The following is a 17,424-nucleotide window of genomic DNA, read 5'->3' as shown; positions in this document are numbered from 1 at the left end:
TATTCCTTCTGTTGTTGATCGCACCAAAACAAAAGAACTTTTGCGTCACGAAAGATAGGGTCCCTCTGCGAGGGCCGGCTCTCACGAGCTGGCCCTCGCATTGTTTGTTTTGCGGGAAATGTCTGGAATAGAGAATATACCCTGTGTCCAGAGCCCCGCCGGGGCAAACGCAGCGGTCTGAATTTTCAAGCGTTATCTTTGACGCGCAGAAAATTCAGGGTACCGCAAGAGGAAAGCCCGCAGGGCGGGTGCCTCCCGCCTCAGGCGGGGCGGGAAAGTTTTAATCTATGATTGCATATAACGATAATTATACAGCAAAAACTGCATAAAAATACAAAATGCCTTAAATCCGCCCCGGAAATGCCAAAAGGTTTGTTATTTTTCTGCATTGACGATAAATGCCCGCGGCGTATAATAATGACAGTAGCGCACGAGGCGCTGGCGCCGCACCAAAGGGCGTGCGGCCGAAAGTGTGAAACTTACAAAACTACGCGAAAAGGAGCGAGGAGTCATGAAGAAAAAGGAAGACATCAAGAAGGTTGTGCTGGCCTACTCGGGCGGCCTGGATACCTCCATCATCATCCCCTGGCTGAAGGAAAACTACAACAACTGTGAGGTCATCGCCGTGTCGGGCGACGTGGGCCAGGGCACCGAGCTGGACGGCCTGGAAGAGAAGGCCAAGAAGACCGGCGCTTCCAAGCTGTACGTCCTGGACCTGAAGAAGGACTTCGTGGAGAACTACATCTTCCCCACCCTGAAGTTCGGCGCAAAGTATGAGGACTACCTGCTGGGCACCTCCTTTGCACGTCCCTGCATCGCCAAGGCTCTGGCCGACATCGCCATCGCCGAGGGCGCTGACGCCATCTGCCACGGCTGCACCGGCAAGGGCAACGACCAGGTCCGTTTCGAGCTGACCCTCAAGGCCTTCTGCCCCGAAATGGCCATCATCGCTCCCTGGCGTGAGTGGGACATCAAGAGCCGTGACGAGGAGATCGACTACGCCGAGGCTCACAACATCCCCCTGAAGATCAGCCGTGAGACCAACTACTCCAAGGACAAGAACCTGTGGCACCTGTCCCACGAGGGCATGGACCTGGAGAACCCCGCCAACGAGCCCCAGTACAACAAGGAGGGCTTCCTGGAGCTGGGCGTCAGCCCCGAGCAGGCTCCCGACACCCCGACCTATGTGACCATCCACTTTGAGAAGGGCATCCCCACCGCTGTGGACGGCAAGGAAATGGGCGCTGTGGAACTGGTGGGGTACCTGAACAAGCTGGGCGGCGAGAATGGCATCGGCCTGCTGGACATCGTCGAGAACCGGCTGGTGGGCATGAAGAGCCGCGGCGTCTATGAGACCCCGGGCGGCGCCATCCTGTACAAGGCCATCAACGTCCTGGAGACCATCACCCTGGACAAGGAGAGCGCTCACTTCAAGGCTCAGCTGGCCCAGAAGTACGCCGATATCGTCTACAACGGCCAGTGGTTCACCCCGCTGCGCGAGGCTCTGGACGCCTTCGCCGACAGCCTGGAGAAGACCGTCACCGGCGACGTCAAGCTCAAGCTGTACAAGGGCAACATGATCAACGCCGGCGTCACCTCGCCCTACACTCTGTACGATGAGCAGACTGCTTCCTTCGGCGAGGACGAGGACTACAACCAGGCTGATTCCGCCGGCTTCATCAACCTGTTCGGCCTGTCCATCAAGGAGCGGGCAAAGCTGTCCAAGAGCTGGCCCAAGGACTAATCTGCAAAAAAGATTGCGTTGCTTTCTTCCCCTTTGCCCGTCATTTCACACTTTCCGGGCAAAGGTAACACCTCACCGGCCGTGAGGCCGGCGGCACCGCCGCAGGACGTGTACTTCCTGCGGCGGCTTTGCCGTTTTTCGGCAAATGCCGCTGGGGACAGGCCGGTCTGTGATCTTGTTTTGAAAGGAGCCCCACATGGCTGAACAACTCTGGAAAGGCCGCTTTTCCAAAGCGGTGGACTCCCGCGTGAATGATTTCAATTCTTCCATCCGGTTTGACCAGCGGATGATTGCCCAGGACATGAAGGGCAGCGGCGTGCACGCCGCCATGCTGGCCCGCCAGGGGATTATTTCGGAGGCGGACTGCGAGGCAATTCTGGGCGGCCTGGCCTCCATTGCCGACGATCTGGCCTCGGGCCAGCTGGAGATTGATCCCGCCGCCGAGGACGTCCACACCTTTGTGGAGCAGACCCTGACCGCCCGCATCGGCGACGCCGGCAAGCGCCTGCACACCGGCCGCAGCCGCAACGACCAGGTGGCCCTGGATATCCGTCTCACCCTGCGGGATGAGAGCGTCCGGCTGCAGGGCCTGATCGCCGATCTGATCCGGGTGATCTGCAAGAAGGCCGGCGAAAACACCGACGCGGTGATGCCGGGCTACACCCACCTGCAGCGGGCCCAGCCCGTCACCTTTGGCCACGCCCTGATGGCCTATGCCTGGATGCTCCTGCGGGACCTGGGCCGCTTCGCCGACGCCACCCGCCGGATGGACAGCCAGTGCCCCCTGGGCTCGGGCGCCCTGGCCGGCACCACCTATCCCCTGGACCGGGCCTTTACCGCCGAGAAGCTGGGCTTTGCCGGCCCCTGCCCCAACAGCATGGACGGCGTGTCCGACCGGGATTTCTGCATTGAACTGGCCTCGGCCATGGCGGTCTGCATGATGCACCTGTCCCGCCTGTCGGAGGAAATCATCCTGTGGTGCAGCTGGGAATTCAAGTTCATCGAGCTGGACGACGCCTTCACCACCGGTTCCTCCATCATGCCCCAGAAGAAGAACCCCGATGTCACCGAGCTGATCCGCGGCAAGACCGGCCGGGTCTACGGCGACCTGAACACCCTGCTGGTGATGATGAAGGGCATTCCCCTGGCCTACAACAAGGACATGCAGGAGGACAAGGAGGCCATCTTTGACGCGGTGGACACCCTGTCCCTCTGCCTCACCACCATCACCCCCATGCTGGATACCATGCGGACCCTGCCCGCCAATATGCGCCGGGCCGCCGCAGCCGGCTTCATCAATGCCACCGACTGCGCCGACTACCTGACCAAGAAGGGGATGCCCTTCCGGGATGCCTACAAGCTCACCGGCCAGATGGTGGCCGACTGCATCGCCAAGGGCAAGGTCCTGGAGGAGCTGACCATGGAGGAATACCAGAGCTACAGCCCCCTGTTTGAGCAGGACGTGTATGCGGCGGTGGATCTGGTCAACTGCTGCGAGGGCCGCACCAGTTACGGCGGCCCCAGCGCGGCCAGCGTCCGCCGTCAGATTCAGCAGGCCGAGGAGGCCCTGGCCGCCTGGGAGGAGGAAAAGGCATGAGCTACAAGGTATTCATCGACGGCTCCTCCGGCACCACCGGCCTGCGGATTGCGGACCGGCTGGCCGGCCGGCCGGAGCTGGAGCTGCTCCACATTGCCGAAGCCGACCGCAAGGACGTGGAAAAGCGGGCCGCCGTCATCAATTCGGCCGACCTGGCCTTTCTCTGCCTGCCCGATGCGGCATCCAAAGAAGTCATCCCCCTGGTGAAGCCGGAGGTGAAGGTGCTGGACACCTCCACCGCCTTCCGCACCGCGCCGGGCTGGGTGTACGGCTTCCCCGAGCTGCGGGGACAGCGGGAAAAAATCCGCACCGCCAACCGGGTGGCCGTGCCGGGATGCCATGCTTCCGGCTTCATTGTGCTGGCCCGGCCCCTGGTGGAGATGGGACTGGTCCCGGCGGATTATCCCTTCAGCTGCCACAGCCTCACCGGCTATTCCGGCGGCGGCAAGAAGATGATCGCCGAGTATGAGGACGCCGCCCGTCCGGCTCTCTACAGCACCCCCCGGGCCTACGGCCTGACCCTCCACCACAAGCACCTGCCGGAAATGACGGCGGTTTCGGGTCTGACCGCTGCCCCGGTGTTCTGCCCCATTGTGGACGATTACTATTCGGGCATGGAGGTCACCGTCCCCCTGCGGATGGACCTGCTGCCCGGCGTCACCCCGGAGGCGGTGAGCAAGGCCCTGGCCGACTACTACGCCGGGGAAAAGCTGTTCACCGTCCATCCCCTGGGCCAGCTGCCCGGGGACGGGATGCTGGCCGCCGGCGCCCTGCAGGGCACCGACCGGATCGAACTGTACGCTACCGCCAGCCCTGACGGCAGCCAGATGCTGCTGATCTCCCTGTTTGACAACCTGGGCAAGGGTTCGTCGGGCGCAGCGGTGCAGTGCATGAATATTATGCTGGGTCTGGACGAGACGGCCGGGCTGGAATAAATCCCGCCCGCTCTCAGAGAAATCCCCGCGGCCGCGCTGTTGGGAAAGACGCGCCGCGGACGGCCCCAAACGCAAAAGAGGAACTGGAAAGGATATCGAAGGAGGAAAAGCATGAAGTATCAGGAGGTTTCGGGCGGCATCTGTGCCCCCAAAGGTTTCGCGGCAGCGGGCGTCCACTGCGGCATCCGCGCCAACCGCACCAAGTACGATCTGGCCCTCATCAAGGCTGAGGTCCGCTGTGCGGCGGCGGGCGTCTATACCACCAATAAGGTTTGCGGCGCGCCCATCAAGGTGGACCGCGCCCACCTGGCCGACGGCTACGCCCAGGCCATCCTGGTAAACAGCGGCAACGCCAATACCTGCGCCGCCAACGGCGTGGAGCTGGCGGAGGAATGCTGCCGCCTGACCGGTGAGGCCCTGGGCATCCCGGCCGAGGACGTGCTGCCCGCCTCCACCGGCGTGATTGGCCAGCCCATGACCATCGATCCCTTTGCAGCCGGCATCCCGGCGGCCGCCGCCAAGCTGGCCGCCACCGCCGAGGGCAGCGCCGACGCCGCCACCGCCATCATGACCACCGACACCCACAAAAAGGAGTACGCCATCCAGTTTGAGCTGGGCGGCAAGACCTGCACCGTGGGCGCCATCGGCAAGGGCAGCGGCATGATCGCCCCCAACATGGCCACCATGCTGGCCTTCTACACCACCGACGCGGCGGTCAGCCCTGCCATGCTCCAGAAAGCCCTGCGGGAAGTGGTGCCCGGCACCTACAACCAGATGAGCGTGGACCTGGACACCTCCACCAACGATACCTTGATCGTCATGGCCTCGGGCCTGGCGGGCAACCCGGTGGTGGACGCCGAGGGCCCCGACTACGACGCCTTTGTGGAGGCTCTGACCGCCATTGCCGAGCATATGTGCGCCGAGCACGCCGGCGACGGCGAGGGCGCCACCCACCTGATTACCTGCGAGGTGTCGGGTGCGCCCGACCTCAAGACCGCCCGGGCGGTGTCCCGTAGCGTGGTCTGCTCCAACCTGTTCAAGGCGGCGGTCTTTGGCCGGGACGCCAACTGGGGCCGTATCCTCTGCGCCATCGGCTATACGCCGGGGGACTTCTCCATCGATAAGGTCTGCGTCTGGCTGTCCAGCGCCGCCGGCGAGGTGTATGTCTGCGAAAACGCAGCCTATCACCCCTACAGCGAGGAGGAGGCCGCCAAGGTGCTGGCCGAGCACGATATCCTTGTCCGGGTGGAAATGGGCCTGGGCAGCGCCTGCGCCAAGGCCTGGGGCTGCGACCTGACCTATGACTACGTGAAAATCAATGGGGATTACAGAACCTGAGAGCGGGAAAGAAAGCATATGAAAAACGAAGAAATGGCCCTCCTCTTTTCGGAGGCAACACCTTACATCCAGAAATACCACGGCAAAACCATGGTCATCAAGTACGGCGGCAACGCGATGATCAATGAAGACCTGAAAAACGCCGTCATGAACGACCTGGTCACCCTGACCCTGCTGGGGGTCCGGGTGGTGCTGGTCCACGGCGGCGGCCCGGCCATCAACGACATGCTGAAAAAGGTGGGGGTCGAGAGCCACTTTGTGGGCGGCCTGCGGGTCACCGACCAGGCCACCATGGAGATCGTCCAGCAGGTGCTGGCCGGCAAGGTCAACAAGGACCTGGTGGCCAAGCTCCGGGGCCGCGGCGTGGGCCTGTGCGGCATGGACGGCCAGATGCTCCGCTGCGCCGAGATGGACAGCCGGCTGGGCTATGTGGGCGAGGTGGTCCATGTGGACACCACCCTGATCTCCAGCCTGCTGGACCGGGGCTATATCCCCGTCATCGCCACCGTGGGCATGGATGACCTGGGCCAGCCCTACAACGTCAACGCCGACACCGCCGCAGCCCAGATCGCCATTGCCCTCAAGGCCGAGAAGCTGGTCTCCATGACCGATATCGCCGGCCTGCTGCGGGACAAGGACGACGAGAGCACCCTGATTCCCGAGGTGGAGGTCAGCGAGATCGAGGGCTACAAAGCGGCCGGCATCATTGCCGGCGGCATGATCCCCAAGATCGGCGGCATGGCCGACGCCATCTATCAGGGCGTCCATGAGGCGGTCATCATCGACGGCCGGGTCCCCCACACCGTTCTGCTGGAACTGTTCTCCAACCGTGGCTCGGGCACCCGGTTCTACCGCCGCAGCCACCGGGAATAAGCCGCCCGCGGCCCGCCGTATGGCAGGCCGGACGGGCTCCCATGTCTCCGCCCCCGGCGGGGCGGATGTCCCATACGATTGTTTCAAGATCAGGGAGGCAACACTATGGATTCCGAAAAAGTCATTGCGCGGGACAACGACTATGTCCTGCATACCTATAACCGCAACCCCATCGTCATCGAGAAGGGCCACGGCCTCCACGCCTACGGCCCCGAGGGCCAGAGCTATCTGGATTTCACCAGCGGCATTGGGGTCAACAGCCTGGGCTACTGCGACCTGAACTGGGCCGAGGCCGTCTCCAAGCAGGCCCACAAGCTGCAGCACACCTCCAACCTGTACTACACTTCCCCCTGCTCCAAGCTGGCCAAGCGGCTGTGCCGCCGCACCGGCATGAGCAAGGTGTTCTTCGGCAACTCGGGCGCCGAGGCCAACGAGGGCGCCATCAAGGCCGCCCGGAAGTACAGCTTTGACCACTACGGCGAGGGCCGGGACCAGATCATCACCCTGGTGAACAGCTTCCATGGCCGCACCATCGCCACCCTGACCGCCACCGGTCAGGATACCTTCCATCACTACTTCGGACCCTTCAACGAGGGCTTCCTCTACACCCCCGCAGGGGACATCGAGGCTCTGACCAAGCTGGTGGACAAGCACACCTGTGCCGTCATGCTGGAGCTGGTCCAGGGCGAGGGCGGCGTGGTGCCCCTGGATCAGGAATTTGTCCAGGCCGTGCGGGCCCTGTGCGACGAAAAGGACCTGGTCCTGATTGTGGACGAAGTCCAGACCGGCGTGGGCCGCACCGGCACCTTCCTGGCCTGTGAGCAGTTCAACCTCCGGCCCGACATCGTCACCCTGGCCAAGGGCCTGGGCGGCGGCCTGCCCATCGGCGCCGTGCTGGTCAGCGAGAAGGTGGCCGCCGGCATGGGTCCCGGCAGCCACGGCTCCACCTTCGGCGGCAACCCGGTGGTCTGCGCCGGCGCCAACGTGGTGCTGGAACGGCTGGACGAGAGCTTCCTGGCCGGTGTGCGGGAGCACGCCGCCCAGCTGCGGGCCGGCCTGGAGCGTCTGCCCCATGTGAAGGGCGTCACCGGCCTGGGCCTGATGCTGGGCATCCAGTTTGAGGATGGCATCAACGCAGCCGATGTGCTGGCAGCCTGCCGGGAGCGGGGCCTGCTGGTCCTGACCGCCAAGACCCGTCTGCGGCTGCTGCCGCCGCTGGTGGTGACCGCCCACGACATCGAGCGGGCCCTGGTCATTCTGGATGAGGTGCTGTGCGGGTTGGACCCGGTCCAGTCCTGAGCAAGGGAGGACGACATGAAGCATCTGCTGAAAATGAACGACCTGACCCAGGAGGAGCTGTACCACATTCTGGACGTGGCCGACGAGCTGAAGGCCGCCCAGAAGGCCGGCGGTACGCCTCACCTGCTGGAGGGCAAGAGCGTGGCTTTGATGTTCTCCAAGACCTCCACCCGGACCCGCACCAGCTTTGAGGTGGGCGTCTACCAGCTGGGCGGTCTGGGCAGCTATATGAATGCCGCCACCGAGCTGCAGGCCGCCCGGGGCGAGCCCCTGCGGGATACCGCCCGGGTGCTGGGCCGCTATTACGACTGCATCGTCTGGCGGACCTATCGCCAGCGGGACCTGGAAGAGCTGGCGGAATACGCCGGCGTCCCGGTCATCAACGGCCTGACCGACTACGCCCATCCCTGCCAGGTGCTGGCCGACCTGATGACCATTCGGGAGCGGCGGGGCGCCCTGGCGGGCCAGAAGCTCTGCTTTGTGGGCGACGGCAACAACATGGCCAACAGTCTGATTGTGGGCGGCCTGCTGGCCGGAATGCAGGTCACCTGCGTCTGTCCCCCGGCCTACCGCCCGGCGGCGGATGTGCTGATGTTCGCCCATAAGTACGGTTCGGCCTTTACCCTGCTCCATGACCCCCGGGAGGGCGTCCGGGACGCCGACGTGGTGGTCACCGCCGTCTGGAACAACACCGTCGGCGAGGAGGAAACCGAGCGCCGGATGCGGGACTTCCAGGGCTATCAGCTGACCAATCAGCTGCTGCAGGGCGCCAAGCCCGACGCCATGGTCCTTCACTGCCTGCCCGCCCACCGGGGCGAGGAGATCTCCAACGCGGTCTTTGAAGACCACGCCGACGAGATCTTCACCGAGGCGGAAAACCGCCTCCACGTCCAGAAGGCTGTGCTGTCCATTCTGCTGGCCGGCAAGTAAGAAAATTTGCGCAAAACCCGCCGGGAAGGTTGACGTTCCGGCGGGTTTTTGTTATAATAATAGGGCTGCAGCGGATATCCGCCGCAGCCTGAATAGGGAGACGTATCGAAGTGGTCGTAACGAGCTTGACTCGAAATCAAGTTGTCCGCAAGGGCACGTGGGTTCGAATCCCACCGTCTCCGCCAGAAAAAGAAGGGCATGGCAAATGCCCTTCTTTTTTGTTTGTGCCATAAAAAGAGCGGCGGGAGGCTTGGCCTCCCGCCGCTTTTTGCGTGGATGGAAAGATGGTGCCAGGGGTCTCAGTGCCTGCGGGCCGGCCGGCGCGGAATCAGCAGATTGCACAGCAGAACGCCCACCGCCGCGCCCAGGGCGTTGCTGATGATGTCGTCCAGGTCGCAGGTGCCCAGCTTGGCGGTGAGCTGGACGGTCTCAATGGCGACCGACAGCACCAGGCCCAGCAGAAAGCCGATCTCCACCCGGCGCATCCGGCGGGGGCCCAGGAGGGCCAGCAGGATGCCGGTGGGCAGAAACAGCAGCATATTGAGGATGGAGTGGTTTAAGATGGAGAAGTTGCCGGTGCTGACCGCCAGGATCAGGTTTTGAAAGGGGACCATCCGGACTTCGCGGCTGTACATGTCGCTGAGACGGGAACCCAGTGTGATATAGAGGACCATCGCCAGATTGGCGAAAAGAAACAGCAGAGGCTGGCGGCTGATCTCGGCCCGGTCCCGCCAGAGCAGCCGCACCAGATACGCCGCCAGGCCCAGGACATAACAGACCAGGATCCAGTACAGAACCATCACATCGTCGCCGAAGTACTGGTACAGCAGGCCGGAAAAAACCATTGCGCACAGGTACAGAAAGAGGAAGGCGGCCGTCAGGGCCGGCAGCATCCGGCGGCTGGACAGATTGTGCTGCACGGCGGCAAAGGTGGCCAGATACCCGAGCAAATAGAGGATGGCCCAGAGGAAAAACAGGTTGAAGTCAAATGCCATAGAAAACTCCTGGTCTGAGATGGATGAATCACCAAGCAGGCCTGCCCCGTGAAAACAAGAGGCAGGCCTGTGACGGTAAAGGATGGGATGCCCCGGCCGGCGTCAGTGCCGGCTGGAGGATTTGCCGGAGGAGCTGCCCCGGCCGCGGCGGGAGGCAGAACCTTCGCTCTCGTAATTGTAGTTGTTGTTCAGTTTGTCGCCCAGGGTTTTGACCCGGTTGACGATGCAGCCCAGCGGGTTGATGCCGGACTTATCCAGCCGCTCCAGAGAATCCCGGATGGTATTCATGTTGGAATAGTCGAACCGGATGACGAACAGGGCCGACTTGGCGATGCGGTTGAGGCTCAGGGTCTCGGCCACACGGCCCACCGGCGCGGAGTCCATCAGGACGTAGTCGTAGTTCTGGGACAGGTCCTTGATGAGGGTCAGCAGCGCATCGCTCAGGGGGATTTCCTTGGGCTCCAGAATGGAGGGCAGCAGGTCCAGATAGCCGGTCAGGTGGGTGATGACGTCCTCCGGCGAAGCGTCTCCGCGGTAGAGGGCGTTCAGGCTGTGGGCATAGTCCACTTTGTCCAGGAACAGCCCGCCCAGGCTGGGATTGCGGACATCCAGGTCGATCAGCAGCACCTTGTGTTCCAGGTCGGACAGCTGAACCGCCAGGTTGGCGGCGACATGGGTCTTGCCCTCATCCTGCTCGGCAGAGGTGATGTAAATGCACTGGTGCTCCCCCACGCCCAGACGGTTGTGCAGGATATGGGCCGCCGAGACAAAGCTCTCTCGGACTTCGGCCCCCATGGGGTCGTCGTCCTCCACCAGCAGGGACTTTTTGCGGCGGAAATACTCCACGTTTTCGGGGATTTCGCCCAGAACCTCCAGCCCCAGCGTGTTTTCGATGTCCTTGGTGTTGACGACGGTGGGCAGGAGCAGGAACTTCAAGAAGCTGAAGCCGATGCCGACGGCCAGACCCAGCAAAGACATATACAGCCACATGGAGGCGTTGACGTTGCCGCCGATGCGGTAGGTGGCCTTGGGTTCGTTGATGACCGACACGCTGCCGATTTTGAGGGTTTCGATGAGGATTTCGGGGGCCACCTCGTTGATGGCGTTGAGGATCTCCACCCCCTCCTCAGCGCTGCGCCAGGTGAGGTCCATCTCGATGATCTGGGTCTCTTTGTACCGGGTGAGGTACAGGTTCTTGTAAATATCGGTTTCCGCAATGCCCACCAGCTTGATGTTCTGGATGGCGGCCTTGAGGGTGCGGTCGCTCTTGAGAACATAGATCACCGCATCCACCATGTCCTCGGCCAACTGGATGTCGGAGGAGTCGGGGTTGCTGGTGTTGGTGGTGAAGTTGCCGCCCGCGTCCTGGGTGGTGACGGCGATGGAGGAGGTGATGCTGTAGCCTTTGGCCATTTCGCCCCGCATATAGGAGGCAATGGACAGCACCACGCCGATGGCCAGACCGGCAATGGTGGTGGCCGCAATCAGCCCGCGGTTTTTGATCAGAGCGTGCAGAAAATCGCTCAGCCGTATGGTGATATATTCATCGTTCATGGCATCTCCCCCTTTTTATTTTGAATCCCGCTTCCACCAGGAGCGGCGCGGCTTGGCATGGCTGCCGCCTCTGGGACGGCGGGTTTCGGTCCGGGCTGCGGGTGTGGATTCGGGCGCAGCCGCCGGCCCGGCGGCTGCGGTTTCGGACGCCGTTTCCGTTTGGACCGGTGCGGCCTCGGGAACCGGCTCCATCTGGGCAGGCTCGGCTTCAGGAGCCGGTTCTGCCGGAGCGGGTTCGGCAGCAGGCTCGGTCGCCGGCTCAGAGGACCCGTCCTCGGGCGCGGTGTCCGGCTCAGCCGGTGGGGCCTCGAGTGCGGTTTCTGTCCCGGCGGCCGCTGTCTCTGCCTGGACCGATGCGGTCACGAGCTGGCTTTCCGGCTGGGCAGGTTCATCCTCCGGCTTGTCGGCCGATTCGGGCACAGGTGCAGCCGTTGCCTCAGCCGATGCGGATTCGGGCGCGGACTCCGGCTCAGCGGACGGGGTTTCCGGTTCTGCATCGGGAGTGGCGTCGGGCTGAGGTTCGCTGCCGCTGGCCTCCGGGGCGGTTTCGGCGGCCGCCTGGGCGGCGCCGGCCCGGGATACTGCGGCGATCAGCTCCACCGAGGGCGGCGGCAGGTCACTGGGACCCCGGCGCTGTCTCCGGCGGATCAGGAAGGCGGCCAGGCCCAGAACCAGGGCCGCCACCAGGCCCAGAATGCCCACGCCCACCGTGGTCCAGACCGGAACATTGATGATCTGGATTTCGGCAATGTCCTGAATCTCAATGGCCTGGCGCTTTTCGGTCTTGCCGTTCAGCACCAGATAATAGATGCCGGGCTCCAGGCCCTCCAGGCTGCGGGCCAGGGCGGTGGAATCCCACACGCCCACCAGCTGATCCTGGGAGTCATAGAGGGCCACGTTGAAGTTCGAAACATGGCTGCGCAGCACCCGGTCCACCACGCTGATCTCGGCCCGGATGAGCCGGTTGGTGATGACATAGCTCTTCTGCGCTTCTTCCTCCACCCGGCCGTCGGCCGACACGCTGAACACAAAGTCGGCGTCGCTGAACCGGTAGTTGTCTGCGCTTTCCAGCTGGCGCAGGCGGTAGGTGGTGTTCTTTTCCAGATCGGTCAGAATCAGCTGGCCGTTTTCGTCGGTGGAAACCATGGTGGTGCCCACGCCGCCCTGGGTCAGGCGGAAAGTGATGTCGCCCAGCCCTTCGCTGGGGTACAGTTCATCCGACACCTGGACGGTGACGGTGGTCTTTTCGCAGGTGATCTTGTGGATGGGGGCCAGAAGGCCGTCCTCCTTTTTCTCCACCGTGAAATTCCGCTCTTCCAGGTCGGAGGCGTAGTACCGGGGCGCGCTGGTCTGGACCAGAGTGTATTCGCCCAGATACAGCTCGATGCTCTCGCCGTAGCCGTTTTCGTTGCACTCAATCCGGTCCACCGTCTGGCCGGCGCTGTAGCGCAGGGTGCCGTCCTTGGTGATGATGTCCTCGGCGGCGATGACGTCGTAGACGCCGCCGTCCACCGGCTGGTTGGTGTCGGCGTCGGTCATCTGGATGCGGATGACGTTCTTGGAGGGCATCAGGGGGACCACCACCACAAGAGGTTCGTCCCAGTCCCGGTCCTCATTGGCCCAGAACTCGATGTTGCCGGCCGAATCATAGCCCTCCGGCTCGGTCAGCTCGTGGAAATAATAGTGGCCCTGCAGGATTTTTTCGGGCAGGTAGAACACACCCTCGGTGGTGGTCTCGTACTTGCGGTACTCGATCCGGCGGGGGTAATAGGTGTTGAGGAACTGCATGGCGCCGTCGGTGGTGTACAGCTCGAACTGGATGCCGGCCTCCTTGATGGTGGCATCGGTCTCAGCGTCGGTGACCATGACGTAGACGGCGGTCTTGCCGTATCCGCTGGCCAGGCCTGCGCCGCCGCCGGCCACCGGGAACTCGTAGTCGTCCTCGCCGTCTCCCTGGTCGCCGCCGCCACCGCCGCCCCAGCCGCCGCCGTCATCGTCGTCCGGCTCCTCGTAGCCGCCCTCTTCGTCACCGCCCCAGCCGCCGTCTTCGTAGCTGGCGGCCTGGCTGGAGGAAGAACCGGGGTACAGGTCGATGTAGTCCTCCTCGGGAATCTGGATGATGTACAGCAGCAACAGCATAATCACCAGCAGAAGGATGAGCAGCAGCGCCGACATCATATCTGCGGTGGATTGCCAGTAATTGAGCGGCTCGCCGCTGTTTTTTGACTTGTTATGTCTCTTCATCGCTTGATCAGCTCTTCAAATTCCTGCAGCGACATGGGCTTATACAGATAGTAGCCCTGGCCCGAAGTGCATCCGGCCCGGCGCAGGATGGTCATTTGTTCGGAGTTTTCGATGCCGGAGGCAATCACCGGCAGACGGAACTTTTTGGCCTGTTCCAGGGTGGCCTGCAGCTTCTCGGTGCCGCGGTGCTGGTCGTCGGAAAAATACCGCAGATCCAGCTTGAGGGCGTCGGTCTTGGCCTCCTTGAGGGCCAGCATGCCCATGAAATCGTCCTGACAGCCGTCGATCACCAGGCGGAAGCCGGCCTGCTGCAGCACGTCGCCGGTGTCCCGGGCGGCCCCTTCGCACTGGAGGTAGGCGCTCTCGGCGATTTCCAGCTCCAGATACCGGGGCGGGATTTTGTATTTGTGGATCAGGGTCTTAAAGAACTGGATCAGGTCAATGGCCATCAGGTCGGTCTTGGAGATGTTGATGGCCAGGGGGACCGGCCGTATGCCGGAGTCGATCCAGTGGCGGATGGTCTTGCAGACCTCCTCCCAGATGTACTGGTCCAGCTTGGTGATGTAGCCGTTGCTCTCCACCACCGAGATGAAGTCGTCCAGGGGAACCAGGCCGAAATCGCCGTGTTTCCACCGCATCAGGGCTTCGCCGCCGATGATGGCCCGGGTGTTCAGGTCGCAGATGGGCTGGACGTAGAAGATGAACTCCCCGTTTTTCATGCCCTCCTGGATTTCAGGCATCAGGCGCTGTTCGTTGCCGGGGTTCAGGACGGCGGCCGCAGGTGCCGCCGCCGGCATGTAGCCGTGATTCTTGGGCAGCCGCTCCAGCCGCTCCAGAATCTGCTGCATTTCCTTGTTGCGGCGCAGCCGGGTCTGTTCGGCCGCGCTGGGCATGATGTACATATGGAAGCTCTCGGTGAATAGGCCCAGCTCCCGCACCAGCAGGTTCCACAGCAGCTTGTGGCAGAGGTTGAACAAAATCGAGAAGATAACGCCCACGATGGAGGTGTAGAAAGCCACGTCAATGCCCTGCAGCACCGTCTCGATGCTGTTGATGGTGGCGTCCACCGAGCTGAAGCTGATGCTGCTGATGCCCACAATCAGGCCCAGGAAGGTGCCCAGCAGGCCCAGAGCCGTCATGGTGCCGGGGATCTGGTTCACCACGTTCTGCCAGCTGCGCAGGGCCAGGGCTTCCTCGTTGATGACGTCCTCAATGTCGCTGGGGACCTGATCTTCCTTCTGCTGCTCGTTGATTTTGCTGCGGTAGAGGGTGAACAGGCCGTCCAGGGTCTTCTGGTGGAAGAAATATTCCAGCTGCTGCAGCGCCACCCAGGGGGTGTCGGTGCTGATCTCGGACAAATGGACAATGTTGCCCCGTGCGGTCCGCAGTCCGTCGGCATAGAGCATCAAGGGCACCATGCCGGCGCTGAACCCCAGCAGCAGAATCAGACACATGAGGCTGATGATCAGCAGGGACAGAATGTCGGGCGTGAAAGCGACGGCCAGCGCACCGGCAATGACCAAAAGCACGCCGACCAGGGCGATCAGTTTTTTCATTCGGGATCGGCTCCTTCCTGCAAAAATACATGGAATAAAGGATAAACAGCCCGGATGGGGTCCAGGGCTGCAGAGTGCAAAAACAGGGGCGATGATCTGGTTAAAATATACAAAAAATGCCGGAGGACAAAGAATTTAACGCTTTTATTATATCATTTTTGCCTGGGTGTGTAAAGTTTCGTCACCGGCATTTTTATGCTTGACAGTCCTGGGGTTTTATGCTATTTATTAGGTACAAAAAGGGATGAAGCAGTGTAAAAAATGATGCGTTTTTCGTCAAATTTGCGGACAGACGGCGCCGGGATCTCCCGGCGCGGAACCGATCTATGGTTATGCATGGATTTGCAGGGATAAAATGGGTCTTTTCGCCCTATAAAGCGGGGCGCAGGACCCGCAGTCCGGCGGAAAAGGGCCGGCATGGCGCAGGAAACGAGGAAGCACAGGAGGCAGTCAACAGGTTTGACCGCCTCTTTTTTACACAGGCGGGGCGAGGAGGAACCAGGGTGAGCAAGAGAAAACACGGCAAATATTCAACCCGCCAGCAGCTGCAATGGGTATGGCAGCGGGCCGGGCGGTATAAATACGGCGTTTTCCTGACGGCGGTGCTGCGGATGTGGAGCGCGGCCAATGTGGTGGTGGTTCCGCTGGTGTTCCGGGTTCTGGTGGATGCCGCCGTGGCCGGCCGGAAGCGGGAGTTCATGATCGGATTTGTCCTGTATGCCGGACTGTTCGGCCTCCAGACCGCCATCTGGGGCGTGCTGTTCCACTTGAACCAGCGGGTCAGCTTCCAGATGGAGGCCAGCATCAAGGGCCGGCTGTACGAGGGATTGCTCCGCACCGAGTATTCCTCCCTGAAAGAATATGCCATTGGCGAGCTGAACAGCCATTTGAACAGCGATGTCAAGCTGATTGTGTCGGGCCTGCTGACCATTGTGCCGGGCGTTCTGTCCATTTTGGTCCGGGCCGGCGGCGCCGCGCTGGTTCTCTATTGGTGGGAACCCGCCTTTCTGGGGGTGTACGCCCTGGTGCTGGCCGGGGTGGGGGTGGCCATGGCGGTGCTTCGCCGCCCCATGAAAACCATGCAGCGGGCGGTGCGGCGGGAGTCGGACGGGGTGCAGGCGGTGCAGCAGGACACCCTCAGCAACACCCTGATGGTCCAGACCTTTCTGGCCTACGACAGCGCCACCACCGCATGGAAAGACCGGCTGGACAGCCTGCGCCAGGCGGTCTACCGCCAGAACCGCTTTTCCAATGTGCTCCACACCGGGTACGGGGTGCTGAGCGACCTGGGGTATCTGGGCTGTCTGCTGTGGTTTGGCGCGGGGGTGCTGGATGGCCGGGTGTCCTACGGCACCCTGTCGGCGGCGCTGCAGCTGGTGAGCCAGGTGCAGAACCCCTTCGGCGATATGACGCAGCAGCTGTCCTCCTGGTTTTCCTTCCAGACCTCGGCCGAACGGCTGATGGATCTGGACGCCCTGCCCAAGGAATCCCTGCGCCCCGACGCTCCCCCGCCGGATATGCAGACCATCGAGATCCGGGGTCTGTCCTTTGGCTACGACGGAGACCCCACCCTCGACGATGTGTCGCTGGATATCCATCAGGGGGACTGCATCGGCTTTGTGGGGGTGTCGGGGGCCGGCAAGAGTACCCTGCTGAAAATTCTCCTCTCCCTCTATTCGGTCCAGGCCGGTCAGGTGACGGTGCGGGACAAGGAGGGCGGCGCCGTGCCCCTCTCCCCTGCCACCCGCCAGCTGTTCGCCTATGTGCCCCAGGGCCACAGCGTCATTGCGGGAACCATCGAGCAGGTGGTGTCCTTCCGCTACGATCGGACGGCCTTTTCTCCGGAGGAAAAGGAACGCATCCAGGCGGCCTGCCGGACCGCCTGCGTGGACGATTTTGTGGACACCCTGCCCGACGGATACGAAACCCTCATTGGAGAGGGCGGCGCCGGCGTGTCGGAAGGCCAGCTCCAGCGGCTGGCCATTGCCCGGGCCATCTACTATGGCGCGCCGGTGCTGCTGCTGGATGAGGCCACCAGCGCCCTGGACGAGGCCACCGAGCGCCGGGTGCTGGAAAACATCCGGGCCCTGAAGGACCGCACCGTCCTCACCATCACCCACAACACCCAGGCCCTGTCCATCTGCAACCGCATTGTGCGGGTCAAGGACGGGAAACTGTACGAAGAATGCCCGGCGGCCCTGTGACTCCGTCAAAAAAGCGGAAAAACGCCCCTTCCCAGCGAAGGACCGGTTGAACCGAACCAGTAAAAACGGACAATAGACAAAACGCCCCCTGTGTAGGAAAATAAACCTATACAGGGGGTGTTCGTATGTCCAGACAAAAATACACACATATCCAA

The 17,424-nt window shown here is 62.5% G+C and carries 12 protein-coding genes and 1 tRNA gene; 9 read left to right on the top strand and 4 right to left on the bottom strand.

Annotated features, from left to right (window positions below):
• Positions 1-511 precede the first annotated feature (511 nt).
• From B5F27_RS13745 to B5F27_RS13710, 8 genes are all read left to right on the top strand, one after another.
• The gene (locus B5F27_RS13745; protein WP_087368642.1) at positions 512-1,744 is read left to right on the top strand and encodes an argininosuccinate synthase; all 1,233 of its coding nucleotides are present in this window, start codon (positions 512-514) and stop codon (positions 1,742-1,744) included.
• A 196-nt stretch (positions 1,745-1,940) separates the two neighbouring features.
• Entirely contained in the window at positions 1,941-3,341 is a 1,401-nt protein-coding gene (argH, locus tag B5F27_RS13740) for an argininosuccinate lyase (RefSeq protein ID WP_087246038.1), read from the top strand.
• Positions 3,338-4,276, top strand: coding sequence for an N-acetyl-gamma-glutamyl-phosphate reductase (gene argC / locus B5F27_RS13735; protein WP_087368640.1), 939 nt, complete (start codon positions 3,338-3,340; stop codon positions 4,274-4,276). The genes argH and argC overlap by 4 nt, the downstream gene beginning before the upstream one ends.
• Before the next feature lie 111 nt (positions 4,277-4,387).
• On the top strand, positions 4,388-5,614 hold the full coding sequence (gene argJ / locus B5F27_RS13730; RefSeq protein ID WP_087368638.1) for a bifunctional glutamate N-acetyltransferase/amino-acid acetyltransferase ArgJ: 1,227 nt from the start codon (positions 4,388-4,390) through the stop codon (positions 5,612-5,614).
• Positions 5,615-5,632: 18 nt separating this feature from the next.
• Positions 5,633-6,487: an acetylglutamate kinase gene (gene argB, locus B5F27_RS13725; RefSeq protein ID WP_087368635.1), complete on the top strand. Its 855-nt coding sequence runs from the start codon at positions 5,633-5,635 to the stop codon at positions 6,485-6,487.
• A 105-nt stretch (positions 6,488-6,592) separates the two neighbouring features.
• A complete protein-coding gene (locus B5F27_RS13720; protein ID WP_087368633.1) occupies positions 6,593-7,786 on the top strand; it encodes an aspartate aminotransferase family protein in 1,194 nt (397 codons plus the stop codon).
• A gap of 15 nt (positions 7,787-7,801) precedes the next feature.
• Entirely contained in the window at positions 7,802-8,716 is a 915-nt protein-coding gene (argF, locus tag B5F27_RS13715) for an ornithine carbamoyltransferase (protein WP_087368631.1), read from the top strand.
• Between the two features lie 96 nt (positions 8,717-8,812).
• Positions 8,813-8,901 (top strand) — tRNA-Ser (locus B5F27_RS13710).
• A 114-nt stretch (positions 8,902-9,015) separates the two neighbouring features.
• Here B5F27_RS13710 and B5F27_RS13705 read toward each other — a convergent pair.
• From B5F27_RS13705 to B5F27_RS13690, 4 genes are all read right to left on the bottom strand, one after another.
• Positions 9,016-9,711 (bottom strand): VanZ family protein, encoded by a 696-nt coding sequence (locus B5F27_RS13705; protein ID WP_087368629.1) that lies wholly within the window; start codon positions 9,709-9,711, stop codon positions 9,016-9,018.
• Between the two features lie 102 nt (positions 9,712-9,813).
• Complete coding sequence (locus B5F27_RS13700; RefSeq protein ID WP_087368626.1) at positions 9,814-11,265, bottom strand: polysaccharide biosynthesis tyrosine autokinase; 1,452 nt, start codon at positions 11,263-11,265, stop codon at positions 9,814-9,816.
• A 15-nt stretch (positions 11,266-11,280) separates the two neighbouring features.
• Positions 11,281-13,509, bottom strand: a complete 2,229-nt coding sequence (locus B5F27_RS13695) for a SpaA isopeptide-forming pilin-related protein (protein WP_087368624.1) — start codon at positions 13,507-13,509, stop codon at positions 11,281-11,283.
• Positions 13,506-15,065, bottom strand: coding sequence for an EAL domain-containing protein (locus B5F27_RS13690; RefSeq protein ID WP_087368622.1), 1,560 nt, complete (start codon positions 15,063-15,065; stop codon positions 13,506-13,508). The genes B5F27_RS13695 and B5F27_RS13690 overlap by 4 nt, the downstream gene beginning before the upstream one ends.
• Positions 15,066-15,568: 503 nt before the next feature.
• On the opposite strand from B5F27_RS13690, the gene B5F27_RS13685 reads away from it, so the two are divergent.
• Positions 15,569-17,269, top strand: coding sequence for an ABC transporter ATP-binding protein (locus B5F27_RS13685; protein ID WP_158098253.1), 1,701 nt, complete (start codon positions 15,569-15,571; stop codon positions 17,267-17,269).
• Positions 17,270-17,424 lie beyond the last annotated feature (155 nt).

This window comes from Faecalibacterium sp. An192 (genome assembly GCF_002160175.1).
Lineage (GTDB): Bacteria > Bacillota > Clostridia > Oscillospirales > Ruminococcaceae > Faecalibacterium.
Note: the sequence above shows the minus strand (reverse complement) of the source record. Positions and strands in the feature narration are given on the sequence as shown.

Bases quoted from the DNA above. Each gene is read 5' to 3' on its own strand.
- B5F27_RS13745 (WP_087368642.1), top strand. From the start codon at position 512: ATGAAGAAAAAGGAAGACATCAAGAAGGTTGTGCTGGCCTACTCGGGC.
- argH (WP_087246038.1), top strand. From the start codon at position 1,941: ATGGCTGAACAACTCTGGAAAGGCCGCTTTTCCAAAGCGGTGGACTCC.
- argC (WP_087368640.1), top strand. From the start codon at position 3,338: ATGAGCTACAAGGTATTCATCGACGGCTCCTCCGGCACCACCGGCCTG.
- argJ (WP_087368638.1), top strand. From the start codon at position 4,388: ATGAAGTATCAGGAGGTTTCGGGCGGCATCTGTGCCCCCAAAGGTTTC.
- argB (WP_087368635.1), top strand. From the start codon at position 5,633: ATGAAAAACGAAGAAATGGCCCTCCTCTTTTCGGAGGCAACACCTTAC.
- B5F27_RS13720 (WP_087368633.1), top strand. From the start codon at position 6,593: ATGGATTCCGAAAAAGTCATTGCGCGGGACAACGACTATGTCCTGCAT.
- argF (WP_087368631.1), top strand. From the start codon at position 7,802: ATGAAGCATCTGCTGAAAATGAACGACCTGACCCAGGAGGAGCTGTAC.
- B5F27_RS13705 (WP_087368629.1), bottom strand. From the start codon at position 9,711: ATGGCATTTGACTTCAACCTGTTTTTCCTCTGGGCCATCCTCTATTTG.
- B5F27_RS13700 (WP_087368626.1), bottom strand. From the start codon at position 11,265: ATGAACGATGAATATATCACCATACGGCTGAGCGATTTTCTGCACGCT.
- B5F27_RS13695 (WP_087368624.1), bottom strand. From the start codon at position 13,509: ATGAAGAGACATAACAAGTCAAAAAACAGCGGCGAGCCGCTCAATTAC.
- B5F27_RS13690 (WP_087368622.1), bottom strand. From the start codon at position 15,065: ATGAAAAAACTGATCGCCCTGGTCGGCGTGCTTTTGGTCATTGCCGGT.